The organism is Kineosporia succinea, assembly GCF_030811555.1.
Classification (GTDB): Bacteria; Actinomycetota; Actinomycetes; order Actinomycetales; family Kineosporiaceae; genus Kineosporia; species Kineosporia succinea.
In genome coordinates, this window is sequence record NZ_JAUSQZ010000001.1 from 3409425 (window position 1) to 3435422 (window position 25998).

At 70.7% G+C, this 25998-nt stretch carries 22 protein-coding genes; 17 read left to right on the forward strand and 5 right to left on the reverse strand.

Features of this window, described 5'->3' with window-relative positions; genetic code table 11:
• The first annotated feature begins 295 nt into the window (after positions 1-295).
• The 12 genes from guaB to J2S57_RS15050 all read left to right on the forward strand — a co-directional run bounded on the left by guaB (position 296) and on the right by J2S57_RS15050 (position 13182).
• Positions 296-1768 (forward strand): IMP dehydrogenase, encoded by a 1473-nt coding sequence (guaB, locus tag J2S57_RS14995; protein ID WP_307251047.1) that lies wholly within the window; start codon positions 296-298, stop codon positions 1766-1768.
• A 66-nt stretch (positions 1769-1834) separates the two neighbouring features.
• Positions 1835-2956 (forward strand): GuaB3 family IMP dehydrogenase-related protein, encoded by a 1122-nt coding sequence (locus tag J2S57_RS15000; RefSeq protein ID WP_307243047.1) that lies wholly within the window; start codon positions 1835-1837, stop codon positions 2954-2956.
• Positions 2957-3466: 510 nt separating this feature from the next.
• Entirely contained in the window at positions 3467-4048 is a 582-nt protein-coding gene (locus J2S57_RS15005; RefSeq protein WP_307243048.1) for an alpha/beta hydrolase, read from the forward strand.
• A gap of 155 nt (positions 4049-4203) precedes the next feature.
• Entirely contained in the window at positions 4204-5481 is a 1278-nt protein-coding gene (locus J2S57_RS15010; RefSeq protein ID WP_307243051.1) for an NAD(P)/FAD-dependent oxidoreductase, read from the forward strand.
• Positions 5482-5501: 20 nt separating this feature from the next.
• A complete protein-coding gene (locus J2S57_RS15015; RefSeq protein WP_307251049.1) occupies positions 5502-6236 on the forward strand; it encodes a DUF1365 domain-containing protein in 735 nt (244 codons plus the stop codon).
• Between the two features lie 29 nt (positions 6237-6265).
• Complete coding sequence (locus tag J2S57_RS15020) at positions 6266-7654, forward strand: class I SAM-dependent methyltransferase (RefSeq protein WP_370882650.1); 1389 nt, start codon at positions 6266-6268, stop codon at positions 7652-7654.
• Complete coding sequence (locus J2S57_RS15025; protein ID WP_307243055.1) at positions 7651-8928, forward strand: class I SAM-dependent methyltransferase; 1278 nt, start codon at positions 7651-7653, stop codon at positions 8926-8928. The genes J2S57_RS15020 and J2S57_RS15025 overlap by 4 nt, the downstream gene beginning before the upstream one ends.
• Positions 8929-8930: 2 nt before the next feature.
• Entirely contained in the window at positions 8931-9752 is an 822-nt protein-coding gene (locus J2S57_RS15030) for a DUF1295 domain-containing protein (RefSeq protein WP_307243057.1), read from the forward strand.
• Positions 9753-9902: 150 nt separating this feature from the next.
• Positions 9903-11240 carry a DUF2786 domain-containing protein gene (locus tag J2S57_RS15035; RefSeq protein ID WP_307243059.1) on the forward strand — a complete coding sequence of 446 codons (1338 nt, stop codon included), beginning with the start codon at positions 9903-9905 and terminating at the stop codon, positions 11238-11240.
• Between the two features lie 117 nt (positions 11241-11357).
• A complete protein-coding gene (locus tag J2S57_RS15040; RefSeq protein ID WP_307243061.1) occupies positions 11358-11783 on the forward strand; it encodes a hypothetical protein in 426 nt (141 codons plus the stop codon).
• Positions 11784-12143: 360 nt separating this feature from the next.
• The gene (locus J2S57_RS15045) at positions 12144-12788 is read left to right on the forward strand and encodes an SRPBCC domain-containing protein (protein WP_307243063.1); all 645 of its coding nucleotides are present in this window, start codon (positions 12144-12146) and stop codon (positions 12786-12788) included.
• A gap of 22 nt (positions 12789-12810) precedes the next feature.
• Entirely contained in the window at positions 12811-13182 is a 372-nt protein-coding gene (locus tag J2S57_RS15050; protein ID WP_307251050.1) for an ArsR/SmtB family transcription factor, read from the forward strand.
• Between the two features lie 43 nt (positions 13183-13225).
• Here J2S57_RS15050 and J2S57_RS15055 read toward each other — a convergent pair whose 3' ends face one another.
• The gene (locus J2S57_RS15055) at positions 13226-15166 is read right to left on the reverse strand and encodes an ABC transporter ATP-binding protein (RefSeq protein WP_307243067.1); all 1941 of its coding nucleotides are present in this window, start codon (positions 15164-15166) and stop codon (positions 13226-13228) included.
• The gene (locus tag J2S57_RS15060) at positions 15163-16932 is read right to left on the reverse strand and encodes an ABC transporter transmembrane domain-containing protein (RefSeq protein ID WP_307243069.1); all 1770 of its coding nucleotides are present in this window, start codon (positions 16930-16932) and stop codon (positions 15163-15165) included. The genes J2S57_RS15055 and J2S57_RS15060 overlap by 4 nt, the downstream gene beginning before the upstream one ends.
• A 230-nt stretch (positions 16933-17162) precedes the next feature.
• Here J2S57_RS15060 and J2S57_RS15065 point away from each other — a divergent pair, with 230 nt between their 5' ends.
• The 3 genes from J2S57_RS15065 to guaA all read left to right on the forward strand — a co-directional run bounded on the left by J2S57_RS15065 (position 17163) and on the right by guaA (position 20082).
• Entirely contained in the window at positions 17163-17987 is an 825-nt protein-coding gene (locus tag J2S57_RS15065) for an SURF1 family protein (RefSeq protein WP_307243072.1), read from the forward strand.
• Between the two features lie 13 nt (positions 17988-18000).
• Positions 18001-18405: a DUF3817 domain-containing protein gene (locus J2S57_RS15070; protein WP_307243074.1), complete on the forward strand. Its 405-nt coding sequence runs from the start codon at positions 18001-18003 to the stop codon at positions 18403-18405.
• Between the two features lie 81 nt (positions 18406-18486).
• Positions 18487-20082, forward strand: a complete 1596-nt coding sequence (guaA, locus tag J2S57_RS15075; protein WP_370882651.1) for a glutamine-hydrolyzing GMP synthase — start codon at positions 18487-18489, stop codon at positions 20080-20082.
• Between the two features lie 66 nt (positions 20083-20148).
• Here guaA and J2S57_RS15080 read toward each other — a convergent pair whose 3' ends face one another.
• The 3 genes from J2S57_RS15080 to J2S57_RS15090 all read right to left on the reverse strand — a co-directional run bounded on the left by J2S57_RS15080 (position 20149) and on the right by J2S57_RS15090 (position 22384).
• Positions 20149-21012 carry an NAD-dependent epimerase/dehydratase family protein gene (locus tag J2S57_RS15080; RefSeq protein ID WP_307243078.1) on the reverse strand — a complete coding sequence of 288 codons (864 nt, stop codon included), beginning with the start codon at positions 21010-21012 and terminating at the stop codon, positions 20149-20151.
• Between the two features lie 84 nt (positions 21013-21096).
• Entirely contained in the window at positions 21097-21873 is a 777-nt protein-coding gene (locus J2S57_RS15085; protein ID WP_307243080.1) for a nucleotidyltransferase family protein, read from the reverse strand.
• Positions 21866-22384 (reverse strand): NUDIX domain-containing protein, encoded by a 519-nt coding sequence (locus J2S57_RS15090; RefSeq protein WP_307243082.1) that lies wholly within the window; start codon positions 22382-22384, stop codon positions 21866-21868. The genes J2S57_RS15085 and J2S57_RS15090 overlap by 8 nt, the downstream gene beginning before the upstream one ends.
• A 128-nt stretch (positions 22385-22512) precedes the next feature.
• On the opposite strand from J2S57_RS15090, the gene J2S57_RS15095 reads away from it, so the two are divergent.
• Together J2S57_RS15095 and J2S57_RS15100 are read left to right on the forward strand one after the other, a co-directional pair.
• Positions 22513-23769 carry an NUDIX domain-containing protein gene (locus J2S57_RS15095; protein ID WP_307243084.1) on the forward strand — a complete coding sequence of 419 codons (1257 nt, stop codon included), beginning with the start codon at positions 22513-22515 and terminating at the stop codon, positions 23767-23769.
• A 36-nt stretch (positions 23770-23805) separates the two neighbouring features.
• Positions 23806-25914, forward strand: a complete 2109-nt coding sequence (locus tag J2S57_RS15100) for an Eco57I restriction-modification methylase domain-containing protein (protein ID WP_307243086.1) — start codon at positions 23806-23808, stop codon at positions 25912-25914.
• Positions 25915-25998 lie beyond the last annotated feature (84 nt).

Genomic DNA, 25998 nt, shown 5'->3' on the forward strand with positions numbered 1-25998 from the left:
ACCGGGCGTGTGTCAAGAGCACCCTCCGATCGTGACTAGCATGTGTTCACGGGAATGACGACTCACGAAACCGTCGTTGGTCGCCCGTACAGGGCAGGCCTCCGGGGCCCTCACCCCGCTGCGGGGCATCCGGTGACCCTCTGACTGCGTCCGGTGGGCTCCACCGGACTGGCCAGAGGACCACCGGGCACCTCCTCGCCTCGGTGATGACCCCGAAGACCGGCCCGCCCCGCCGAAGAGCCGCGACGCGGAAGGTTTTCTGGTGAGTGTGAACCCCAACGACGAGATCCCGGCGATGCCGCTCGGACTCACCTACGACGACGTCCTGCTCCTGCCGGGCGAGAGTGACGTCATCCCCAGCTCGGCCGACACCCGCTCGAAGGTGAGCCGCCGGGTCGAGGTGGCCATCCCGCTGCTGTCGGCGGCGATGGACACCGTCACCGAGGCGCGCATGGCCATCGCCATGGCCCGCCACGGTGGCCTCGGCATCCTGCACCGCAACCTCTCGATCGAAGACCAGGCCTCTCAGGTCGACCTGGTCAAGCGGTCGGAGGCGGGCATGGTCACCAACCCGGTGACCACCACGCAAGACGCGACGCTCGCCGAGGTCGACGCGCTGTGCGGCCACTTCCGGGTCTCCGGCCTGCCGGTGGTCGACGAGGCCGGCAAGCTCGTCGGCATCATCACCAACCGCGACATGCGGTTCGAGTCCGACTCCAGCCGCCGCGTGGGCGACGTGATGACCCGCCAGCCGCTGATCACCGGCCCGGTCGGCATCAGCCCCGACGACGCGATGGCCCTGCTCTCGAAGAACAAGATCGAGAAGCTCCCGCTGGTCGACGAGGCCGGTCGTCTGGCCGGTCTGATCACGGTGAAGGACTACACCAAGAGGGAGCAGTTCCCGCTCGCCACCAAGGACGACGCGGGTCGTCTGCGGGTCGGCGCGGCGATCGGCTTCTTCGATGACGCCTGGAAGCGCGGAATGGCGCTGATCGAGGCCGGTGTCGACGTGGTCGTGGTCGACACGGCGCACGGTCACTCGCACGGTGTGGCCGACATGATCGCCCGCCTGAAGAAAGACAGCGCTGCCGCGCACGTCGACATCATCGGTGGCAACGTGGCCACCCGGGCCGGGGCGCAGGCCCTGATCGACGCCGGGGCCGACGGGGTGAAGGTCGGTGTCGGGCCGGGTTCCATCTGCACCACCCGCGTCGTGGCCGGCGTCGGGGTGCCCCAGGTGACCGCGATCATGGAGGCCGCCCGCGCCGCTCGTGCGGCCGGTGTGCCGGTGATCGGCGACGGTGGCCTGCAGTACTCCGGTGACATCGCCAAGGCCCTGGTGGCCGGGGCCGACACGGTGATGCTCGGCTCGCTGCTGGCCGGTTGTGAGGAGAGCCCGGGCGACCTGGTCTTCATCAACGGCAAGCAGTTCAAGAGCTACCGCGGCATGGGCTCGCTCGGTGCCGCGCAGTCGCGCGGCAAGGCCAAGTCCTATTCCAAGGACCGCTACTTCCAGGGCGACGTCACCGACGACAAGTTCGTGCCCGAGGGCATCGAGGGCCAGGTGCCCTACCGGGGCCCGCTCGGTGCCGTCGCGTACCAGCTCATCGGTGGCCTGCGACAGTCGATGTTCTACACCGGCGCGGCCACGGTGCCCGAGCTCAAGGAGAAGGGCCGGTTCGTCCGGATCACCTCGGCGGGTCTCAAGGAGAGCCACCCGCACGACATCCAGATGACCGTCGAGGCCCCGAACTACAGCCGGCGCTGATTTTTTACGGGTGGCCGGTTGGGGCCGTTGCGCTGATGGGCGTCCCCAATCGGTAACCTGGCGTTTGTGACTGAGATCGAGATCGGCCGGGGCAAGCGGGGCCGGCGCGCCTACACGTTCGACGATGTCGCGATCGTCCCCAGCCGGCGGACGCGCGACCCCGAAGAGGTGTCGACGCACTGGCAGATCGACGCCTACCGGTTCGACCTGCCGATCGTCGCGGCTCCCATGGACTCCGTGATGTCCCCGGCCACCGCTGTGGCCATGGGCAATCTGGGTGGTCTGGGGGTGCTCGACCTCGAGGGCCTGTGGACCCGCTACGAAGATCCGACGCCGATGCTGGCCGAGATCGCCGGTCTGGAGCCTGCCGTCGCCACACGGCGCATGCAGGAGCTCTACGCCGAGGAGATCAAGCCTGAGCTGATCGTGGCGCGCATCAAGGAGATCCGGGACGCCGGGGTCACCGTCGCCGCGGCGCTCACGCCTCAGCGCACCCAGGAGTTCTGGAAGACCGTGGTGGACGCCGGGGTCGACCTGTTCGTCATCCGCGGCACCACGGTGTCGGCCGAGCACGTCTCCGGCCGCGCCGAGCCGCTGAACCTCAAGCGCTTCATCTACGAGCTCGACGTGCCCGTCATCGTCGGTGGCTGCGCCACCTACACCGCTGCGCTGCACCTGATGCGCACGGGCGCGGCCGGTGTGCTGGTCGGTTTCGGTGGCGGTGCCACGCACACCACGCGTGACACGCTGGGCATCCACGCGCCGATGGCGACCGCGGTGGCCGACGTCGCCGCTGCCCGTCGTGACTACATGGACGAGTCCGGTGGCCGCTACGTGCACGTCATCGCCGACGGTGGCATGGGCCGCTCCGGTGAGATCGTGAAGGCCATCGCCTGCGGGGCCGACGCGGTCATGCTCGGTGCCGCGCTCGCCCGCGCCTCCGACGCGCCGGGCCGGGGCTACCACTGGGGTCCCGAGGCCCACCACCCGTCGGTGCCGCGGGGCACCCGGGCGCAGGTCGGCACGGTCGGCACGCTCGAGGAGATCCTCTACGGCCCGGGCCGGGTCGCCGACGGTACGACCAACCTGATCGGGGCGCTGCGCCGGTCGATGGCCACCACCGGTTACTCCGACCTCAAGGAGTTCCAGCGGGTCGAGGTCGTCGTCTCGCCGTACCAGCCCAGCTGATCTTTTCCGCGTTCCGGGGCCTGGCTGAGTCATCAGCCGGGCTTCGGGCGTTTTGCGGACCCTCGGTGTTTGATTCATCACTCTCCGGAGGTGCCGTGGGCGTGGTCGTCGGGCAAGCTGTTTTCCGGACGGTGATCAGAACCCGGTCACGTCAGGAAGGACGTGCCCGTGGAGCCAGGCGTTTCGTCGGAGTCCTCGCGGGGCGCTTCGGGGCGGGGATCCAGGTGTGAACTCGGGGCGAGGGGCTCGGCGGGTTCCTTCCCGGGCCTCTGGTTGGGCCGGTGGCCTGACCTGTCGTTGTTGGGGCGTCGGCCGGACTGCCCGCCGGGATGTGCGCGGGGATGTGCACTGGGATGTGCGCTGCGGGGTGTGTTGGGGAGTGCTGGGGAATCTGCGCAGGAATTTTCGCGCGAACGAGCCATCCGGCCCCTGACCCGGCACCGAAGCATGGGTGTGGGACGTCATCTGGGTGTTCGAGGTTCGAGTAGGCCGGCCGATCAGGTGCGGGCCGTGGCGCTGGTGATGCACGGCGGACGGGTCACCGGGCAGGAGCCGACCGCCTGGTACCAGCCGGCCGTGCTGCGGGTGAGCTGGCTCGCCGAGGCTTTGCACCAGCGGGTGAGTGGGCACGGTGTGCAGGTCTGGAACCTCCGTTTCGCGGTGCGGGGATGGAACGGTGCCGCAGCGTCGCCCCTGGCCGACGCGCAGTGGGCCATCGAGCAGATCGAGGGACGTGTCGGTCGCCCTGTCGTGCTGGTCGGGCACTCGATGGGGGCGCGGACCGCACTGCGCGCCGCAGGTGCCCCGCAGGTTCGGGGCGCGGTGGGGCTGGCGCCCTGGGTGCCTGAGGACGAGCCGGTCACCCAGCTCACGGATCGTGCGGTCACGCTCGTGCACGGCACTGCGGACCGGGTGACCGATCCGGCGCTGACCCGCCGTTACGCCCGGCGTCTGCGGTCGGTGGCGCGGTCGGTGGAGCATCACGAGATCCCGGGAGCCGGGCACGCCATGGTGCGGTCGGTGCGGCGGTGGGACGCGCTCGCAGCCGAAGGGGTGCTCTCGGCGCTCGGGTTGAGTGAGGTGCGGTCGTGAGTGCGGGGCGGGCTGAGGGCCAGTCTGAGGACCGGTCTGTGGGCGGGGTTGCGGGCGGGGTCTCGGGCGGGGTTGCGGGCCAGGCTGTGGGCCGGTCTGTGGGCCGGTCTGTGCGTGAGGTCGCGGGCGGGGTTGGGGGTCGGCGGCGGGTTGCGGTGGTCGGCAGCGGGGTTGCCGGTCTGACGGCCGCCTATGTGCTGCGGCGTTCGGCGGACGTGACCCTGTACGAGGCCGCATCCAGGCTGGGCGGCCATGCGGACACGCACACGGTGCTCGCTCCGGACGGACGTGAGCTCTCGATCGACACCGGGTTCATCGTGCACAACGAACGCACCTATCCGACGCTGCTGAGGCTCTTCGCCGAACTCGGAGTGCGCACGCAGGAGACGGACATGAGCATGTCCGTGCGCTGCGACGGATGCGGCCTGGAGTACTCCGGAGGTCAGGGCCTCGCCGGCCTGCTGCCGCGGGCGTCGACGGTTCTCAACTGGCGCTTCGATCGAATGCTGCTGGAAATCCTCAGGTTTCACCGCCAGGCGCGGGCGGTGCTGGCTGGCGCCGGCCCGGCGTCCGCTGAGTCTTCTCCGTCGGCACAGCCGCTTGCGGACGACGTCACGATGGCCGAGTTCCTCCGCCGGGGGAACTACTCCGACTACTTCCGGGCCCACTTCGTGGTGCCCCTGATCGCCGCGGTCTGGTCGTGCGCCGCCGACACCGCGCTGCAGTATCCCGCCCGGTACCTGTTCGCGTTCCTCGACAACCACGGCATGCTCAGTGTCAGCGGCTCGCCGAAATGGCGCACGGTGGTGGGCGGCTCGGCGCGTTATGTGGAGCTGGCCGTGAAGGAGCTGGAGGCGGTGCGGGTCGGGGTGCCCGTGCGGTCGGTGGCCCGCGTTGCCGGAGGCGTGGAGATCGCGGACGCGGCCGGCGCTACGGCCGCTTACGACGCCGTGGTGATCGCGACCCATCCGGATCAGGCCCTGCGCCTGCTCCCGGCTCCCACCACGATGGAGAGATCGGTGCTCGGGGCGTTTCGGTACAGCGTGAATCCGGCCATGCTGCACACTGATTCGTCGGTCATGCCGACGGCGCCGCGAGCCGCCGCCTCGTGGAACTACCGGATGCCCGGATGCTCGGGCGGGGCCGACGCGGTGCAGGTCACTTACGACATGACCCGCCTGATGCGCCTCGGGGTGCCCGAGCGCTACCTGGTCTCGCTCAATGCCCCTGAAGTGCCGGCCGATTCGGTGATAGACCGCATGGACTATGAACATCCGCAGTACACGCCCGAGTCGGTGGCGGCGCAGAAGCTTCTGCCCGAGCTGAACGACGGCACCGTGGCCTTCGCGGGCGCGTATCACGGCTGGGGCTTCCACGAAGACGGTGCCCGGTCGGGCCTGCACGCCGCGCAGTCGCTGGGGGCGTCGTGGTGAGGCGCAGGCGGGCGCCCCGGGTGAACGGCGTCGTCAGCCTGTCGGCTCCGGCCATCTACCGTTGTTCTGTCTCGCATGCCCGTACCACCCCTCTGCGTAACGTGTTCCGCTATCGCGGGTACCTCTGGCTCGTCGATCTGGACCATGTGCCTCGGGTGCCTCTGCTCGCGCGGTTCCGGGCCCGGGATCATCTCGGTACCGGGCCGGACATCCGGGCGAACGTCGACGCCTATCTCGCCACCCAGGGCATCGACCTGCAGGGCGGGCGGATCCGTATGCTCGCCGCGGCCCGCGTGTTCGGGTACGTGTTCAACCCGCTCTCGGTGTACTGGTGTTTCGATCCGGCGGGAACGCTGGTGTGTGTCGTCGCGGAGGTGCACAACACCTACGGTGGACGGCACTGCTACCTGCTGCGCACCGACGAGCGTGGTCGCGCGCAGGTCGAGAAGGACTTCTACGTATCGCCGTTCGAGACGGTGACCGGCGCTCACTACACGATGAGTCTCCCGGTTCCCGGCGAGCGGCTCGACCTCACCGTCACTCTGCACCGACCTGGCCAGGCGCCGTTCGTGACTGGGGTGCAGGGCCGCCGGTACGCGGCGACGAAGGGCCAGATCGCCCGGTTCGCACTGCGGTTCCCGCTCGCCCCGCTCGTGGTGGCGGCCCGTATCCGGTTCCAGGGCATCAAGCTGCTGGTTCGCGGTCTCCACATCGTTCCCCGTCCGGCCCATGTGCGTCAGGAGGCAGTTGAATGAGCGTCGCCGACTCGAGAATCCCGGGAAGAATGGTGGCTTCGGCGGGGGTGGGGCCTTCGGTGAAGACGAAAGGGTCCAGTCAGCCGGTCGTGACCCGGGGTGCGCCGTCGGAGGCCGCGGCTCGCTGGCCCGACGTGGTGAGGGTCCCGTTCGGCGGAGCGCACGCGGCGGTGACCCGGATCCTGTTCCGTCAGGCCGTGTCACGGCTGCCGGTCCGGGTCGAGATGGGGGCCCAGGTGCTCGGCGGTGGCGGGCTCAGTGACCCGGTCATGCGCATCGTGCGCCCGGATGACTTCTTCGCCCGGGTCGGCCGCTACGGCCTGATCGGCTTCGGGGAATCGTTCCAGGCGGGGGACTGGGAGGCACTGCCGCCGGTGCAGCCCGTGCCCGGTCGTGGTGAGGACCCCCTGGTCGAGCTGCTCACGGTCTTCGCGACCAGGTTGGCCCGGCTGGTACCGCCCGCCCTGCAGCGGCTGCGCCGATTCGCGACGCTGAGACAGCCTCGCTCCGACGAGAACACCCCCGACGGCTCGCGCTCCAACATCGCGCGGCACTACGACCTGTCGAACGACCTGTTCTCCACCTTTCTGGATCCCACTCTCACCTACTCCTCGGCCCTCTTCGACGAGGAGGTGGGCAACACCTGGAGCGATCTGGAGCCCGCCCAGCTGCGCAAGATCGACCGGCTTCTCGACGAGTGCCGGGTCGGTGCCGGCAGTCGCGTGCTCGAGATCGGCACGGGGTGGGGCCATCTCGCGCTGCGGGCTGCGCAGAGGGGTGCTGTGGTGCACTCGATCACGCTGTCGGAGGAGCAGCTCTGCCTGGCTCGGAAGCGGGTGGCGGACGCCGGCTTCGAGGACCAGGTGACGATCGAACTGTGTGACTACCGCGCCGTGCAGGGTGTCTACGACGCCATCGTGAGCGTGGAGATGATCGAGGCGGTGGGCGAGGCCTACTGGCCGACGTACTTCGCCACGATCGACCGCTGCCTGGCTCCCGGCGGTAGTGCGGGCATCCAGGCGATCACGATGCCGCACGACCGGCTGATCGTTTCGCGCCGTACCTGGACCTGGATCCAGAAGTACGTGTTCCCCGGCGGCCTCATCCCCTCGGTGGAGGCGTTCCGGCACGCGGTGGCGGGCACGTCCTTGCGGGTGACGAGCGATCTGTCGTTCGGACCGGCCTACGCCGAGACCCTGCGGCTGTGGCGCGAACGCTTCACGGCGGCCTCCGGAGAGCTGGAGGCCCTGGGGTTCGATGAGATCTTCCACCGGATGTGGACGTTCTACCTGGCCTACTCCGAGGCCGGATTCCGGTCCCGCTACCTGGACGTGCACCAGTTCGTGCTGAGGCGACCCACCGTGCGTGACCGCGGCGTCCATCATTCTGCTCCGGAAGGTGAGGTGGAGACCTCGTGACCCTGCTCCACGACGGACCGTCGACGGGCGGCCTCGCCGCCCAGGTGACCCCGGTCGCGCAGGCCGTGCTCGGGACCGAGCTGCCGATCCGGATCCGGTTCTGGGACGGCACCGAGGTCGGGCCGGCCGACACACCCGCCCTGGTCGTGCGCTCGCCCCGTGCCCTTCGCCGCCTGCTCTGGCATCCGGGTGAGCTCGGCCTGGCGCAGGCCTACGTGACCGGCGAGATCGACGTCGAGGGAGACCTGGCCGACGGATTCCGCCGGGTGTGGAAGGCCTTTCGGGACCGGGACTCCTCGCCCGCCCTCTCGCAGCTGGCCCCGCGGGTGCCGCTGGGGCTGGTGCGGCAGGCGCTGGGAACACCCCTGCCACCGCCGGACACCCAGGCCCGACTGCGGGGACGGCTGCACACCCGGCGGCGTGACCGTGACGCGATCGCGCATCACTACGACCTCTCCAACGAGTTCTACCAGCTCGTGCTCGACCCGCACATGGCCTACTCCTGCGCGTATTTCACGGAGCCCGGGCAGAGTCTGGAGCGGGCCCAGGAGGCCAAGCTCGACCTGGTCTGCCGCAAGCTCGGAATCGAGCCGGGCCAGAGTCTGCTCGACGTCGGGTGCGGCTGGGGATCGCTCAGCCTGCACGCGGCCCGTGTGTACGGAGCTCAGGTCACCGGCATCACCCTGTCGGCGCAGCAGGCCGAGTTCGTGCGGGAACGGGTCCATCGTCAGGGCCTTTCCGATCGGGTGACGGTGAAACTGCTGGACTACCGCGAGCTCGGTGACGAGCTCTTCGACGCCGTGGCGTCGTTGGAGATGGGCGAGCACGTCGGGCAGGCGAACTACCCGGTGTACGCGGCCACGTTGCATCGCATGGTCAGGCCCGGTGGGCGGGTGCTGGTGCAGCAGATGTCGCGCGGTGCCCATCGGCCGGGTGGAGGAGCGTTCATCGAGGCCTATATCGCGCCTGACATGCACATGCGCCCGGTCGGCGAGACGGTGGCCATGCTGGAGCAGGCCGGTCTCGAGGTGCGTGACGTGCACGGTCTTCGGGAGCACTACGTCTGGACCGCCCAGGCCTGGTACGAGCAGTTCGAGGAGCGGTACGACCAGGTGGTGAAGATGGTCGGCGAGGAGATGGCCCGGGTCTGGCGGCTTTATCTCGTGGGTGGTGGTCTGGCGTTCGAGGAGGGGCGCATGGGGGTCGACCAGATCCTCTCGGTTCGCAGGACACCCGACGGCACGATCGCGATGCCGGCCGTGCGGGAGTTCTGACGGTGTCTTTCGGTGAGCTCTGGCCGGTACTGGGTTCCGGCCTCGTCGCGGCTCTGCTGCTGCAGGTGGGCACCTTTTTCTATGCGTTGCGGGTGGGACGCTTCAGCGTGGTGGACGTGACCTGGGGGCTGAGCTTCGCTCTGATCGCCATGGTTTCGTGGCTGGTCTCGTGGAACGGGGCGGATGACGGGGACTCTCCCGGGGACGTCTGGCGCCGTGGCCTGATCGTGGTGCTCTCCCTGATCTGGGGAGGCCGGCTGGCCTGGCACATCGGCCGGCGCCAGAGGGGCGAGACGGCGGACGACCCCCGGTACGTCGAGATGCTGTCGCGGGCCTCTGGAAATCCCCGGCTGGTGGCGCTGCGCAAGGTCTTTCTGCTGCAGGCGGTGGTGGCCTGGTTCATCGCGCTGCCCCTGATGTTCGCCATGGTGGACGACGGTTCGCCCGGGCCTGCGCTGTTCGTGGGCGTAGGGCTGTGGGCGCTGGGCTTCTTCTTCGAGACCCTGGGGGATCGGCAGCTGGCGGTGTTCAAGGCGGATCCCTCCAACAAGGGCAGGGTGATGGACCGTGGGCTCTGGCGATACACGAGACATCCCAACTACTTCGGTGATGCCTGTGTGTGGTGGGGCCTGTTCCTGATCGCGGCGGACGCCGGATGGTCGTGGATCACTGTGCTCTCTCCTCTGCTGATGACCTGGTTCCTGGCGGCGAAGACCGGCAAGCCGCTGATGGAGCGGCAGCTGGCCAAGAGCCGTCCGGGATACGCGGAGTACGTGGAACGGACGAGCGGGTTCATTCCGTGGCCGCCGCGGCGGGCGCGGTAGGTCTGCCTGATGAACACGCCCGGCGGGCCGTTCGGTTGAGTCCGGAGCCGAAGAATTTTTCCTGGCGACGGTGCCGTGTGGGAAAGGCTGGTTGTCCACAGGGGCTCGGGCTCGGGGCCGAGGGCCGGTGGGGCGACCTAGGGTGGCGGCATGGGTAGCAGAGACCGCCGCCGCGACGGCGCCACCGACGACCGCGCGATGTACCGGGCGCTGGCCGGTTTCGCCGGCGCCGACCTCTCGCAGGAGCAGATGCTCGAGGTGCTGCTGCAGACAGCGATGGCTGCCGTCGGCTCGGGCAATCGCGACGCGGTCGAGGCGATCTCCGCCGCGCTGGTCGAGAAGCCCGACCTGAACGGCTGGCGCGCCTTCGTCGCCCGGGATCTGGCGCGGCGTCTGCCGGCTGCGGTCGAGCAGGTGTGGACGCGTGGGTGGGAGCCTGCCGATGTGGTCCGGTACGCCGGGCGCCGTCTCGGCCTGGCCCGCGGCGCCCTGGCGGCCGAGGTGGTCACCGAGCACCTGGCCGGATATGCGGCGGTGACGGTCGATCCGCGGTGGCACGAGCAGACCGCGGAGTTCGAGGCTGCGGCGTGGTGGCCGTCCGGGAGTACCGCGGCTCAGGCGCACCTGAACCGCGACGGCTGGGTGACGTTCGCGCCCGAGTTGCTGGAACTGGTCGCCTTCCTGCTGGTCCTGCCCGGACTGGAACGGATCGGGCCGCCGCCGGGGGACTACCGGCCTGTCCCCGGGGAGACGGGCAGCACGCCGGTGGCGCCGAAGCACGTCGACGAGCGGGTGCTCAGCCGGATCCGGGCGTTGCTGGCGAAGGCGGAGGCCACCACGTCGGAGGCGGAGGCCGAGGCGTTCACGGCGGGGGCTCAGGAGCGGATGGCCCGGCACAGCATCGATATGGCGATGGTGCAGGCGGGGCAGGGTGGTGGGGGTCGTGGTGAGCGGCCGGCGACGCGGAGGATCTGGATCGATCCGCCGTACGAGCAGTCGAAAACGGTTCTGCTGAATGCGGTTGCGGTGGCGAACCGGTGTCGTTCGGTGTGGACGAAGAACATCGGTTTCTGCACGGTGATCGGGTTCGCCGCGGATGTGGACGCGGTGGAGGCGTTGTTCACGTCGTTGCTGGTGCAGGCGACGACGGCGATGACGCGGGCGGGGCGGATCGAGGAGGCCGGGGGGAGGTCGCGGACGAAGTCGTTCCGGCAGTCGTTCCTGGCGGCGTATGCGTTCCGGATCGGGGAGAGGCTGGCGGAGGTCACGCAGGAGCAGACTGAGGCGGCGCGGGTGGAGTTGGGGGACGATCGGTTGCTGCCGGTGCTGGCGAGTCGTCAGCAGGACGTGGAAGAGCGTTTCGCGGAGCTGTTCCCGAGCGTGACGCGGGGGCGGCGGATCAAGGTGGGCGATCGGATGGGCTGGGCCAGCGGGCGCGGTGCAGCCGACCAGGCGTCGCTGGGGACATCGACGGCGGTGAGGCCGTGAGCGGATCGAGCTGTGCCGACCAGGGGTCGGGTCATCCGAACGTCGCATCGGGGTGCTGGTCAGGATCAGACGGCCGAGTGACGCCCCGGGACGGTTCAGGCGAATACGTTTTCGGGCATGGAGACCTTCACCGCTTCACCGCAGCCGGCCGGCCCGTCGAGCCCGGCTCACAGGCGCCGCCGCTGGCCCTTGGTGCTCGGGGTCGTGAGTGCCACGGTCGTGGGCCTTTTCGGTGTTCGATTCTTCAACGAGAACCTCAGCGTGGGCGAGATCAATGTGTTCGAGCGGGTCGTGCAGGAGTCGTGCGACGACGGCTTCTGCGTGCAGCGGCTCCACTCGCCCGACCTTCTGGCGGTGCCGGGCCACGACGTCGTGTTGGCCTGGCAGCGCGACGCCCCGGGGCGGATGTACCGGTCCAACGATCCGTTCGACCCGGGCTCGCAGGTGACGATCACCTGGGAGGACGGGGGAGTCTCGCTGTCAGACGCAGGCGCGGCCACGGTGAGCTGGGACGCGGCTGAGCTGCACCGACTGAACGACTGAACGACTGAACGGCTGAGCCGCGGGGCCGGGCCGGAGCCGGTGGTGAGCAACGTGGCGAGCGATGAGGTTTGTGATCGTGCGGTGGCGGGGGCACGCGATGGCGTTCTTCTCTGTGCTGGAGAACGGTCCGGGCATCGATGACGGGCACGTCGGGGAAGCGGTGGCAGTCATCGTGACGAGTCGGCCGTGCTGCGTCTGGACGGCAGGGCCAATCGCAGAACCGATCCTAACCGGCCGGTTTCGGTGGATCTGGCAGGAGACGGTGGCGTTCGGCCAAGAGAGCAGGGCGCTTGTCCGGCCTGGAGGCGGGCTGTAGATTCGCTTATATAAATAGCCGTTGATACTTCTGAGGAGCCTTGCATGGACGTCGTAGCCGCTGCAGGTCTGGTGTTCCGGGAGATCCGGTCGGGGGCCCGGGAGGGAGTTCCGACGAAGATCCAGATTGCCCGGCGCGCCTACGCCACGGATCGCGCCGATCTGTGGGACGTGCTGACCAATGCGGAGCGCATCCCTCGCTGGTTCCTGCCGGTCAGCGGTGATCTGACGCTCGGCGGTCGGTACCAGCTCGAGGGTAATGCCGGCGGAACGGTCGAGAAGTGCGATGCCCCTGAGTCTTTCGCTGTGACCTGGGAGTTCGGGGGGATGGTCTCCTGGCTGACGGTGCGGCTGTCTGAACACGAGGTGGGCAGCCTGCTCGAGCTGGAGCACGAGGCAGTGGTTCCCGAAGAGCTGTGGGAGCAGTTCGGTCCAGGAGCAACCGGTCTCGGCTGGGACGGTGCGCTCTACGGGCTGGGCCTCTTCCTGGAGAGCGACAACCCGCTCGACCCCGCCGAGGGGGCGTTGTGGGGAACCACTCCGGAGGGGCGGCAGTTCATGACTGTCTGCGCCGAGGGCTGGGCGGTGGCTGCCATCGCGGCAGGCGACGATCCGGAACGGGCACGGGCTTCTGCCGCGACCGTCCTCGCTATGTACGCCACCGCTCCCGGGGATGAATCCGGGTCCTGACACGATGAGCTGCGTGTCCACCATGGAAGGTGTGTTCGAAGCGCTGGGTGACCCGGTCCGGCGTCAGCTGCTGCACCTGCTGTCGGCCGGGGAGCAACCCGCCGGGGTGCTGGTCGAGGCGATGCGTGGCCGGATTTCCCAGCCGGCGGTCTCTCACCACCTCAAGATCCTGCGCGACGCCGGGCTGGTGCAGGTGCGGGCGGAGGGGCAGCGTCGGATGTACTCGATCGATGACGCCGGTGTCACGGGTGCCCGGGACTGGCTCGATCGGCTCCGCAGTCCCCTCGACGCACTGGCCCAGCCACTCGATGCGCTCGCCACCGAGATCGCGCGCGGGCAGCGGGAAGAGCGGCGAAAAGGTGGTGGGCGCAGTCCGATGAGGGACGTGGTATAGGGCGGAGCCGTCGGGTGGAGGCACGGCTTCGTCGTTGTCATGGTCAGGAGTCCTGCCAGCTCCGCCACAGGGCCGCGTAGGAACCGTTGTGTTGCAGTAATTCGTCGTGGGTTCCTAGTTCGGTGATCCGTCCGCCCTCGACCACGGCCACCCGGTCGGCGTCGTGGGCGGTGTGCAGGCGGTGGGCGACGGCCACCACGGTACGTCCAGAAAGTACCGCGGAAAGGGAGCGCTCCAGATGACGGGCTGCGCGGGGATCGAGCAGTGACGTGGCCTCGTCCAGTACCAGCGTGTGCGGGTCTGACAGCACGAGCCGGGCCAGAGCGACCTGCTGGGCCTGGCTCGGGGTGAGAGCGTGCCCACCCGAACCGATCACGGTCGACAGGGGGAGCGTCAGGGCCCAGTCCACTGCCTTCAGCGCCCGTTCCAGGTCGGCGTCGGAGGCGGAAGGGTGGGCCAGGCGCAGGTTGTCGGCGAGCGTCCCGACGAAGACGTGTTGTTCCTGCGTCACCAGTGCCACCTGTTGACGGAGCTCGGGCAGCGGCAGATCGACCAGCCCGACCGAAGCCATCGAGGGAGAAGAACCGACGGAACCGGCGGTGCCAGCTGAACCGGCGGTGCCAGCTGAACCGGCGGTGCCAGCCGGGCCGACAGCACCAGTCGAACCGACAGCCGAAGCTGAACCAGCCGAAGCTGAACCAGCCGAAGCTGAACCAGCCGAAGCTGAACCAGCCGAAGCCGAACCAGCCGAACTGGCAGCGGCTGAAACCGTCACCCTCCCCGCTCCCGGCGGATGAATCCCCGCCAGCAGCCTCCCCAGCGTCGACTTCCCCGCCCCGCTCGGCCCGACCACCGCCAGACGCTCGCCGGGCCGAAGAACCAGCGAAACCCCGTGCAGCACGTCCGGAAGCCCGGCCCGGTACGAGTACCGCACGTCCTCGGCCACGATGGAACGGGGCCCACCGGGCAGAGTCTCGACCGAGGCCGAGACCTCACGATCGTCCGGCACCGAGCCGATCCCGATGATCCGGGCCAGCGCCGCACTGCCGATCTGGAGCTCGTCCATCCACTCCAGCACCAGGTCGAGCGGCCCCATCAGTTGCGACACGTACAACGCCACCGCAGTCACCTCGCCCACCGACGCCCGGCCCTCGGACACCAGCCACCCACCCCAGGCCAGCACCACCGAGATCGGCACGATGTAACCGGTCTCGACCAGCGGCGACCAGATCGTCCTCAGGCGCAGAGTGAACCGCTCGGCCCGGTAGATCTCGCGCAGGTCGTCATCGACCTGCTCCTTCCGCCGCCCGGCCAGGCCGAGCGCCGCGACGGTCCGTGCCCCGTCGAGCGTCTCGCTCACGGTGCCGTCCAGTCGCGCGTACCCCGCCATCTCGGCCAGGTACCCGTCCCGCGCCCGCTTCAGGTACCAGCGCGTGGTGGGCAGGATGAACAGCGCCCCGGTCAGCGCACCCAGCCCGACCAGCGGCGACGTCACCAGGATCGCCGCCAGGGTGACCGCCAGCGAGATCACGCCGACCACCACGTTGGGCACCGCGTACCGCACGCTGTAACTGATGGCCTCGACGTCGTTCGTGGTGCGCGAGATCAGGTCCCCGCTGCCCGCCCGCTCCACCACCGACAGCGGCAGCCGGGTGACCTGGCGCAGGAAGTCCTCGCGCATCTCGGCGAACACCTTCTCGCCCAGCACCAGCGAACTGCGGTGTGCGAACCAGGCCAGCCCCGCCTGCACCAGCACCGACACCGCCAGCAGGACGACCGCGTGATCGACGGCGGACGCGGTCACCGAACCGTCGGTCACGTCCTGCACCAGTCCACCGAGCAGCGCCGGCCCGGCCAGCCCGGCCACGGTCGCGGCCGCGTGCGCCACCACCGTCACGCCGAATGCGCCGCGATGACGACGCAGCAACCGGGTCGTCTCCTGTCGCACCCGTTCTCGCGGCGCGATCGGCAGCCGCTCACTCATGAGACCACCTCGTCAGAGGGTGCGGAGGGCGCGGAAGGCGTGTAGGGCACGGAAGGCGGCGAAGCGTCCGGCGACGCCGTCCGCACCACCACGTCCCGATAACCCGCGTCAGAAGCCAGAAGTGAACGATGTGTGCCCGACGCGACCACGCGTCCACCATCAAGGAACTCGACCCGATCGCAACGATCGAGCACCAACGGACTCGACGACACGAGAACCGTCGTGCACCCGACCCGGGACGCCCGCAACCGCTCCGCGATGCGGGCCTCGGTGTGCGCGTCCACCGCCGACGTCGGCTCGACCAGCACGAGCACCTCCACCGAGGGCTGCCCGGCCAGCAGCACCGCCCGGGCCAGCGCCAGCCGCTGCCGCTGGCCACCCGAAAGATCGCGCCCCCGCTCGGCGATCATGCTCGACAATCCCTCGGGCAGCCCCGACAGCACGTCGAGCGCGTCCGCCGTGTGCAGCGCCTCGAGCACCTCCTCGTCGGAATGCCGTGCGAACGGGTCGATCTGCGAGCGCAGCGTGCCGGTGAACAACCGCGGCTCGGCCTCGCTCAGCAGGATCCGCGCCCGCACCTGGTCGGCCGGAAGGTCCTCCACCGCACGATCTCCCAGGAGGGCGCCGGGGGCGAAACCGCCGAACCGGTCCGCCAGGGCCACGCACGGTTCAGCGCTCACCAGCGCCGTCATCAACCCCGGCGTGATCGTCAGCCCCGACTCCGGATCGTGGAGCAGGGAACCGGAATCCGGCAGAACCCCCACCGCAGAAGGAGCCTCGGAAGCGCTCAGCACCGCCACCATCCGTGAGACCGCCACCTTCGCTCTCACCCACCGCGACAGCACCTGCGTCGCGGTCTCCAGCGGCATCTTCAGGAACGCCGTCACCGCGTACACCGTGACCAGGTCGCCCACACTGAGCCGCCCGTCCACCACCCCGTGCCCGGCCAGCCAGGTCAGCCCGGTCAGGAAGGCTCCCGGCAACAGCACCTGCGCGGCCTGCAGCACCGCCTGCGGCCCGGCCACCCGCACGCCCGCCCGCCGCACCTCCTGACTGCGCTCGGTGTAGCGGCCGGTGAACTGCTCCTCACCCCCGATGCCCCGCAGCACCCGCAGCCCGGCCACGGTGTCCGCCCCCAGCGTGGTGAGCTCGCCCTCCCGTTCGCGGTGCAGGGCCTGTCGTTTCTGCAGTGGCCGGATCACCCCGAGCGACGCGGCTGCCAGCAACGGCATGCCGATCACCACGAACAGCCCGATGACCAGGTCGATGCGCAGCAGGTAGACGGCCATCGCGAGGAACGTGACCACGGTGCCGGCGCCGCGCGCGGCGATGTCCATCAGGTCGGCGAAGCGCGGGGCGTCGGTGCTGACCGACTGCACCACCTCGCCCGTGGTCACCCGCCCGGAGACGGCCAGACCGTGATCGGCCACGTGATGCCCGATCCGGTGCTGACTGCGCAGGCCTCCGAGCAGCCAGTTCGACACCGCGAACCGGTGTCGCACGGTGCCCAGGAAGGCCGTGGCCAGGGCCAGGACGGCCAGCAGCACACAGCCCCGCACCAGGTCGCCGGTGCGTCCGAGCACCAGCCCGGCGTCGATCGTGTTGCCGACCACCACCGGGATCACCGCCTGGGCGCCCATCCACAGCACCCCGAACAACGCGGCCCCGGCCAGGGTGCGGCGCTGCAGCGCGGCCATCGAGCGGATGTAGGCGACAGGCGAGTCGACGGACGGACGGGGTGGCACCGGATCCGGCAGCGTGATCACGGCTCCTCACGCTACGGAGGAGAAGCGTGAGGGCGCACCCGAGTTTCCGGCGACGCCGGGCGGGGTTCGCCACGAAGGCGGCGCCGGCCGCTACGAAGGCGGCGCCGGCCCCCTACGAAGGCGACGCCGGGCCTGAGACAGCGCCGGGCCTGTGACGGCGCCGCGCCTGTGACGGGCCAGGACACACCCCAGTTTCCGGTCCGGTGCACCCGGCGCGTTACCGTTGCCATGTGCTGCGTACCGCGCTGAAGCCGCGATGGCTGGCGCTCCTGGTGGTCATGCTGCTCGCCGCCACGCTGATGGCCAAGCTCGGCGAGTGGCAGCTCGAGCGTGCCCGCGAGCACGGCGAGTCGGCCGAACAGGCCGAGCAGGCGCAGAAGTCCGAGAAGACCGTGCCGCTGAACAGCGTGCTCCAGGCCAGCGAGACCTTCCAGCGCGACGCCGTGAACACCAAGGTCACCGCCTCCGGCACCTGGGGCAGCGACGACCAGCTGCTCGTGCCCGACCGCGAGCTCGACGGCAAGACCGGTTTCTGGGTGCTGACGCCTCTGCTCACCGACGACGGCACGGTGCCGGTGGTGCGGGGCTGGGTCGCCACGGCCGCCGAGGCCACCGCACCCGACAGCACCCGCACCGTCGAGATCACCGGTCTGCTCCAGCCCGGTGAGCCCCCGGTCGTGCGCCGGCCCGGCGAGACGTCCGGCCTGCCCGAGGGCCAGATCGACCGCGTCGCCGTGGCCCAGCTCGCCGCCCTCTGGCCGCAGCCGATGATCACCGGGTTCGTGGTGCTCGACACCCAGACCCCGGCCGACGCGAACGCCCCGTTGACGGTGCCCCCGCCCACCTCCGACGGCAATCTCGACTGGGGCAACCTGTCCTACGCGATCCAGTGGTGGGCCTTCGCGGTGATCGCGCTGCTCTTCTGGTACCGCCTCGTCCGCGACGATCACCGCGGGCTCCTGAGCAAAGACGACGACGAGAACGACGACGAGAACGACGACGAAGCAGAGGACGACCCGGGCACCAAGGTGCCCACCGGCGTCCCCCATTCATAAGAGGAAGAGAACGATGGCCGGCCCCAACCGCGGACAGTCCCTGAAGAACGCCCTGCTGAGGTACCGGGTGCTGGCCTACGCCACCGGTGTGTTCCTCCTGCTCCTGACGCTGCACATCGTCATGCAGGGCTTCCAGATGCGTGACACCGATCTGTCGTGGTTCTCGAACGAGGGCATGAGCGCGGTCGTCCCGGGCTCCGGCCACCTGATCCCGATGGTGCACGGCTGGCTCTACCTGATCTACGTGATCGTGGCCGTCGACTTGTGGATGCGCACCCGCCTGCCCCTGGGCGGCACCATCCTGGTCGTGCTCGCCGGGACCATTCCGGTGATGTCCTTCGTGGCCGAGCGCTGGGTGACCGGCCGCGTGCAGCCGATGATCGGTGCCGTCGTGGACAAAGGTGCCGTGAAGGCGTAGGCCAAAACCCGCACTACCCTGTTGCGGGTGAGTCAACCCCCTGCCGAGCCCACCGCGCTTCCCGAAGACCCGGTGACCGACGTGACCCGGGCTCAGACCTCCGAGCCCGCGACCGACCAGCGCCCCGTGCTGGTCGTCGACTTCGGCGCGCAGTACGCCCAGCTGATCGCCCGCCGTGTGCGGGAGGCCAGCGTGTACTCCGAGATCGTGCCGTCGTCCATGCCCGTGGAAGACATGCTCGCCAAGCAGCCGGCCGCCATCGTGCTGTCCGGCGGCCCGAGCAGCGTCTACGAAGAGGGCGCGCCCCAGATCGACCCCGCCCTGTTCGAGGCCGGCGTGCCCGTGCTGGGCATCTGCTACGGCTTCCAGGCGATGGCCCTGGCGCTCGGCGGCGAGGTGGCCCACACCGGCCTGCGGGAGTACGGCGGCACCAAGGTCACTGCCGCCGACGAGTCCACGCTGCTGCACGGCACCCCCGCCGACCAGTCGGTGTGGATGAGCCACGGCGACGCGGTGCACAAGGCGCCCCCCGGCTTCACGGTGCTCGCCGAGTCGGCCGGTGCCCCGGTCGCGGCCTTCGAGAACACCGAGAAGAGCTTCTACGGGGTGCAGTGGCACCCCGAGGTCAAGCACTCCACCTTCGGCCAGAAGGTGCTCACCAACTTCCTGCACAACGGCGCCAAGCTGCCCGGCGACTGGACCACCGGCAACGTCATCGACGAGCAGGTCGCGCGCATCAAGGCGCAGATCGGCGACGCCAAGGTGATCTGCGCGCTCTCCGGCGGGGTCGACTCCGCGGTCGCCGCCGCCCTCGTGCAGCGCGCCGTGGGCGACCAGCTCACGTGTGTCTTCGTCGACCACGGCCTGCTCCGTCAGGGCGAGGCCGAGCAGGTCGAGCAGGAGTACGTGGCCACCACGGGCGTGAAGCTCAAGGTCGTCGACGCCTCGACGCGTTTCCTCACCGCCCTGGCCGGGGTCAGCGACCCGGAGACCAAGCGCAAGATCATCGGCCGGGAGTTCATCCGGGTCTTCGAGGACGCGGCCCGCGAGGTCGTCGAAGAGGCGCACGAGAGCGACGGCGGCGACGTCAAGTTCCTGGTGCAGGGCACGCTCTACCCGGACGTGGTGGAGTCGGGCGGCGGCACCGGCACGGCCAACATCAAGAGCCACCACAACGTCGGCGGTCTGCCCGACGACCTGCAGTTCGAGCTCGTCGAGCCGCTGCGCACCCTGTTCAAGGACGAGGTCCGCGCCGTCGGCTCGCAGCTCGGCCTGCCCGACGAGATCGTTCAGCGCCAGCCCTTCCCGGGGCCCGGCCTGGCGATCCGCATCGTCGGCGAGGTCACGAAAGACCGGCTCGAGACCCTGCGCCAGGCCGACGCGATCGTGCGCGCCGAGCTCAGCGCGGCCGGCCTCGACCGCGAGATCTGGCAGTGCCCGGTGGTTCTCCTGGCCGACGTGCGCTCGGTCGGTGTGCAGGGCGACGGCCGCACCTACGGTCACCCGATCGTGCTGCGCCCGGTCTCCAGCGAGGACGCGATGACCGCCGACTGGACCCGCGTGCCCTACGAGCTGCTGGCCAAGATCTCCACGCGCATCACCAACGAGGTGGCCGAGGTGAACCGGGTCGTGCTCGACGTCACGAGCAAGCCCCCGGGCACCATCGAGTGGGAGTAGAGCCCGAAGCAGAATGAGAGACGCGCCGGGAGACCTGAGTCTCCCGGCGCGTCCCTCATTCACATACTAGAAATCCACACCCGGCGTCGGCGAGAACGACCGCGCCAGGCCACCCAGCGGCATCGATGTGAACGGCCCGCCCACCCGCTCGGGGGCCGGCGGCGGCTGCTCACCGGTGCGGGAGCGGCGGCTGGTCTCCGGCGGGATCTCCTCGGCGTAGGCCTCGGCGTCGTCCTGCGGCATGTACCCCAGGGCGCGCGCCGACCCGAGATCCCACCAGGCCCGCGTGTTCGCCGAGATGCCGTAGGCGATCACGTGCCCGCGCACCTTGCCGCGCAGACTCGCGTCCATCAGCCGGGCCGCGTCACCCGGGCTCAGCCAGGTCGACAGCTCGCGGCGGTTGGCCGGCTTGTCCTTGCAGGCCCCGATGCGCAGCGAGACCACCTCCAGACCGAACCGGTCGGAGTACAGCTGGCCGAGCGCCTCGAGCGCGACCTTGGCCACGCCGTAGAAGGTGTCGGGCCGGGGCCGGACGTCGACGCCCAGGTCACTGCCGCCCGCCGTACGCTCCCAGAAGCCCACCGCGTGGCAGCTGCTGGCGAGCACCACGCGGCGAATGCCGCGGCGCAGAGCCGCATCCAGCACCGCCTGGGTGCCCTGGACGTTGGCTTCGAGAATCTGCGGAAGGGGCGCCTCGTGCGGGATGCCGGCCAGGTGGATCACCGCACCGCACCCCACCGTCGCCGCGTCGAGGGCGGCCGGGTCGAGCACGTCGATCGCGCTGATGTCGGGGTCGCCGTCGGGCTCCCGGTCGAGCGAGTGCAGCTCCCAGCCCATGGACGCCAGGCGCGGGCGCACCATCCGGCCGATGGTGCCCGCGGCCCCGGTGATCAGCACCGGAGACTGCGAGGAGGCCGCGAGGGTGGTCACCGTGGCGACAGTAGCCGGGCGCCGCCCGGTTGGCATCCCCCGATCGCGTGTCCGGATGACACCGACGAGTGACGATGGGCACGCTCAGGCGGCAACCGTCACGACCTGTTCGCGGGAGCCCACCCGGATCTGCCGGAACAGCTTCTCGTCCGGTCCCACGTACGCCCCCGGCCAGACCACGCTCTGCGTGACCTCGCCCAGCACGGTCGCCCCGGCCCCGATCACGCTGGCGCCGCCCGACGCGTGCAGGTTCGCCGCCAGGTAGTCGGCCGGGGTGCCGCAGTCGATCGCCACGGTGTCGCCGGGCAGCACGAACAGGTCGAGCCGGCCGGCGGCGAGCTCGTCACGCCAGAGCACCTCGTAGAGCCCGGTGATGTCGGTGGTCAGGTTCTTCACCAGGCTCCACGGCAGCAGGCAGGCCCCGATGTAGCCCACCTCCACGCCGTCGTCCGTGGTGAAGTCCCGCTTGCCGTTGGGCACGCACAGCAGCCGGCAGCGCTCGCCGTCCCAGCCCTCGGCGAAGCCCTTGAGCCCGCCGGGCAGGTACTGGTCGGCGTTGGTGACCACCACGTCGCGCCCGTCGATCCAGGGCTTCAGGTTGGCCACACCGCCTGCCGTGCCCAGCGATTCGGGGGCCTCGACCACGGTGTGGGCCCGGTCGCCGATGTACCGCCCGAGCATCTCGGCGTGGTGGAACAGGTTGGCCGCGTGCGCGTCGGTGAGGTCGGCGAGGCGGTTGAACGCGTGGTCGATCAGCGGGAGCTCACCGACCGGGCAGAGCGGTTTCGGTCGCAGCTCGGTGAGGGGACGCAGACGCGTCCCCTCACCGGCGGCCAGGACGATCCCGGCGAGATCAGGCACCGAGCTTGCGCCCCTCGTGCGGGGCGGTCCTGCGGAAGCGGACGAGCTCGGCCACGGCGGTGCGGGTGGGCTCGTCGGTGGTGGTGGGGTCCATCAGGTCGTCCATCGGGATCCAGCCCGACTCCAGGGCCTCGCCCGACGCCTCGACCGGGAAGGGCTCGGCGACGCTGACCCAGAACAGGATGTCGACACGGCGTGAGCCGGGCTCGACCACGGTGGAGAACGGCAGGCCGACCTCGACCCGCAGCCCGGTCTCCTCCTCGACCTCGCGGACGACGGCGGAGGACGCGTTCTCGCCGCGGTTCAGCAGGCCCCCGGGAAAGGTCCAGCCCCGGCGGTGCCGCTGCTTGAGCATGAGTAAGGAGCCGTCGTGCTCGATCAGGGCCAGGGCCCCGACCGTGTGACCGGGGGCGACCCGGCGGATGATCCACAGGCGCAGGAACCGGGGAAGACGACGGTAGAGACTCAGGGCCATCGCATAGGGACGGCGCACAACCTGACGGCCTGACATGCCCGCAGGATAGGGCAGATGCCCGATCCGGGTGATTCGGGAGGGGCGATCGTGATCATGAACCCACCGGGGGTGAGGTCCGGGACATCTGTCCGCCGGATCGGGCCGGTGGGCGGTAGCGTCGTCAGGTGCCCGCAGCCGAATCGACTCCTCCCTCTCTCCGCCCGGTGCAGCGAACCGCGGCCTACGGCGTGGTCAGCGACGGTTCCGGCGGTGTGCTGCTGCTCCGTGTCCCGGGTGGCCGTGACCCCGCGGGGCGCTGGTCGCTCCCCGGTGGCGTGGTGCGCCACGGCGAGCACCCGCGCGACCGGGTGCGGGCCGGGCTGCTCGAGCAGACCGGCCTCCGCGCTGCCTCGATCACCCCCCGGGATGCCTCTGCCGACGTGGTCGAGCTGCCGGGCGAGGGTGTCAGCGTCCACACGCTGCGGCTGCTGTTCGACGTGACGCTTCATGGTCGGCCCGCCGGCATCGGGGGGCCGGGCCGGGTGGCGGTGGTGCCGGACGAGGACGCCGGGCCGGCGAGCCGGCTCGAGCTCGACCGCCTTCCCGGGGAGGACCCGGTGGTCACGCCCCCACCTTCGGCGCTCGAAGACCCCCAGGCCCCGGTGGCCGTCGTGGTGCCGCCGGATCCCGACCGTCCCGTCGCGCAGTTCGTGGGGCGGTTCATGGCGCCCGGTGAGCTGCGGTCCCTGCCCCTGGCGGCCTTTCTCTCCGAGGCACTGCTGGAAGACGCCCCGGTCGCCGCGGTCTCCCGGGGAGACGTCGATCTGCTGGATCCTCCGATGGACGCGGCGCTGCTGCTCGAACCGGCGGTCGCTGCTCCGGACCCGGGGGAATCGGGCTCGGCGGAACCGGACCCGGCCCAGGAGGTGCCGGTCTTCGTGCAGCGCCCGGCCGCCTACGCGGTGCTGGTCGACGAGGACGCCCCGGACGGGCCGCGCATGCTGCTGAGCCGGCTGGCGGGCAGCGCGAACACCTGGACCCTGCCCGGCGGCGGCATCGACCACGGCGAGCACCCTCGGCCGGCCCTGCGCCGCGAGATCCACGAGGAGGCCGGGCTGGCCTACACGGCCGGTCCGCTGGTGGACATCTCGAGCCGGCACTTCGTCGGCCGCGCCCCGCACGGCCGGCTCGAGGACTTCCACGCCCTGCGCCTGATCTACGCCGGGTCGGTGCCGCTCGACGAGGAACCGCACGTGGTCGAGGTCGACGGCTCGACCGACGAGGCCGCCTGGATCCGGATCGCCGACCTGGACACGATCGGCGCGGTGCCGACGGCGCACGAGGCCCTGGCGGCGTGGCGGGCACACCGTGACGGTGCCGGTGACGGCGCCGGTGTTCTCGACGAGACGGTCAGACCCGGAGCGGAAGAGTCCGGTGCCTGACCACCTGAGTGGTGCCGGAACCCGGCGAGCCGTCCGGTGAGCCGCCGCGTGCGGGTGGCCCCCGAGCTCGCCGGCCCGGCCGGTCTCGTGCTGGCCGCGGCCGCCGAGATCGAGGCCCCCGAAGACCCCCAGCGATGGCGGGACGCGGCCGTGCTCCGCGCTGTCGAGAACACCTGGGCGGCGGGCGATCTGGTCTCCGTCGGGGCGCTGGCCACCGGCTACGACGCGTTGCTGCTCTACGTCCCGGCCGAGGTCGGCGGCGCACTGATCCTGCAGCCCGTGGGCAATGCCGAGCGCCGTCACCGCGGGGCGTTCAGCACCCCCTCGGTGTACGCGGACTCCCTGGCCCGCCGGGCGATCCCGGCGCTGCCCGGTGAGCTCCCGAAGATCGTCGACCCGGCCTGCGGCGCGGGCAATCTGCTGCGTGCCGCCCTGTCCCGCCTGCTCTCGCTCGGCGTCGCGCCCGACGACGCGATCGGCGCCCTGCACGGCGTCGACGCCGACCCGATCGCGGTCAGCCTCTGCCGGTCCGCGCTCGCCGCCGACCTGAGCCTGGCCGGGCGCCCGACCGAACCGGCCGAGCTGGAGCGGCAGGTCCTGGCCGGCGACGGCCTGTCCGGGGCCACGCCCCGCCAGGAGGCCGCCGGCGCCGGGCTGACCTGGCACGAGGCCTTCCCCTCGGTGCTCGACGTGGAAGGTGCGGTGCCGGAACCGGTCACCGGCTGGCGCGGCGGTTTCGACGTGGTCGTGGCCAACCCGCCCTGGGAACGGCTGAAGGTGCACGCCCGCGACTGGGGCGGTGCCATCCCCACCGGCCTGCGCGACCGCCGCGCGGGCACCGCCCGGGCGCTGCGCGACGCGGGCCGTCACCCGCTGACCGGGGCCGGTGAGCTCAACGCCTACCTGCCCTTCGTCGAGACCTGCTGGCGGCTGCTCGCCCCGCACGGCCGGGCCGCGCTGCTCGTGCCCGCGGGCATCGCCTCCGACCGCTCGGCCGCCCGTCTGCTCGAAGCCCTGTGCACCGCCGGGGCCCTCGGGCGTCTGCACCTGATCGAGCCGCGCGGCCCGATCTTCGCCGGGGTCAGCGGACGCGTCGGGGTGGCCGTGGTCGAACTGCGCGGAGGCCCGGCCGGCGAGGCCGGGGAGGGCGCCACGACCGAGGTCGCCGTCGGCCTGGCCGGCCCCGAGCAGCCCCCGGGCGAACGGGCCTGGAACCTGCCCGCGCATCTCCTGCGGGTCCTGAACCCCAACACCGCGACCGCCCCGCTGTTCGCGTCGGCGACCGACGCGTCCATCGTCACCGAAGCCCACCGGCGCACACCGGTTCTGCTGAGGCGGGACCCGGCCACCGCGTCCCCCCTCGACGACCCGTGGAAACTGCGCCTGGTCACCCCGCTGCACATGACCCGCGACGCCCGGCACTTCCGCACCGCCCCGGGCGAGGGCCTGGTGCCGCTGTGGGAGGCCAAGCACTGCGCCATGCTCGACCCGAACGGCGGCACGGCGACCGCCCCGCGCTACTGGGTGCCGCTCGAGGTGGTGCAGGAGCGCTACGGCGACCTGTGCGCCCGGGGCTGGCTGGCGGGCTACCGCAACGTCTCGACCACCGTCGCGCCCCGCACGCTGCTGCCCACGCCGCTGCCGGTGGTGGCCGTCGGCAACTCGCTGCCGCTGATCTCGGCCGAGCGCCTGCCCCTGCTGCTGGCCGCGATGTCGACGCTGCCGGTCGACTACCTGCTGCGCCAGAAGCACGCCGGGGCCAACGTGAACTTCTTCAAGCTGGAACAGGTTCCGGTGCCGCCGCCGGAGGCCTACGACCAGCCCTCACCGTGGCACGACGGCACCATCGCGGACTGGGTGCTCACGCGTTTCGCCCGCGCCGTGGTCTGGTCGCCCGACCTGGAGGGCCTGGCCGCCGAGCTGGGCATCGAGCTGCCCACCGCCGAGCCCGACCGTGAGCAGATCGCGCTGGCCCGGGCCGAGCTGGACGCCGCGCACGCCGTGCTGCTCGGTTTCGACCGGGTTGAACTCACCCATCTGATCGGGACTTTCACCGCTCTGCGACGTCAGGACGAGACCCGTCACGGGGACTTCGCTACCTCGACCCGCATCCTCGAGGCCTACGACCGTCTGAAACCTGTGTGAACGACGCATAGTGCTGAGGCTCCGGGCGACTGAACGGAGAGGTAGTTCACCGGGGCGACGCCGCCTCGTCATGTCCCGTGCGGG

Bases quoted from the DNA above. Each gene is read 5' to 3' on its own strand.
- J2S57_RS15040 (WP_307243061.1), top strand. From the start codon at position 11,358: ATGGAGACCTTCACCGCTTCACCGCAGCCGGCCGGCCCGTCGAGCCCG.
- J2S57_RS15070 (WP_307243074.1), top strand. From the start codon at position 18,001: ATGGCCGGCCCCAACCGCGGACAGTCCCTGAAGAACGCCCTGCTGAGG.
- J2S57_RS15020 (WP_370882650.1), top strand. From the start codon at position 6,266: ATGGTGGCTTCGGCGGGGGTGGGGCCTTCGGTGAAGACGAAAGGGTCC.
- J2S57_RS15045 (WP_307243063.1), top strand. From the start codon at position 12,144: ATGGACGTCGTAGCCGCTGCAGGTCTGGTGTTCCGGGAGATCCGGTCG.
- J2S57_RS15050 (WP_307251050.1), top strand. From the start codon at position 12,811: ATGGAAGGTGTGTTCGAAGCGCTGGGTGACCCGGTCCGGCGTCAGCTG.
- J2S57_RS15055 (WP_307243067.1), bottom strand. From the start codon at position 15,166: ATGAGTGAGCGGCTGCCGATCGCGCCGCGAGAACGGGTGCGACAGGAG.
- J2S57_RS15035 (WP_307243059.1), top strand. From the start codon at position 9,903: ATGGGTAGCAGAGACCGCCGCCGCGACGGCGCCACCGACGACCGCGCG.
- guaB (WP_307251047.1), top strand. From the start codon at position 296: ATGCCGCTCGGACTCACCTACGACGACGTCCTGCTCCTGCCGGGCGAG.
- J2S57_RS15090 (WP_307243082.1), bottom strand. From the start codon at position 22,384: ATGTCAGGCCGTCAGGTTGTGCGCCGTCCCTATGCGATGGCCCTGAGT.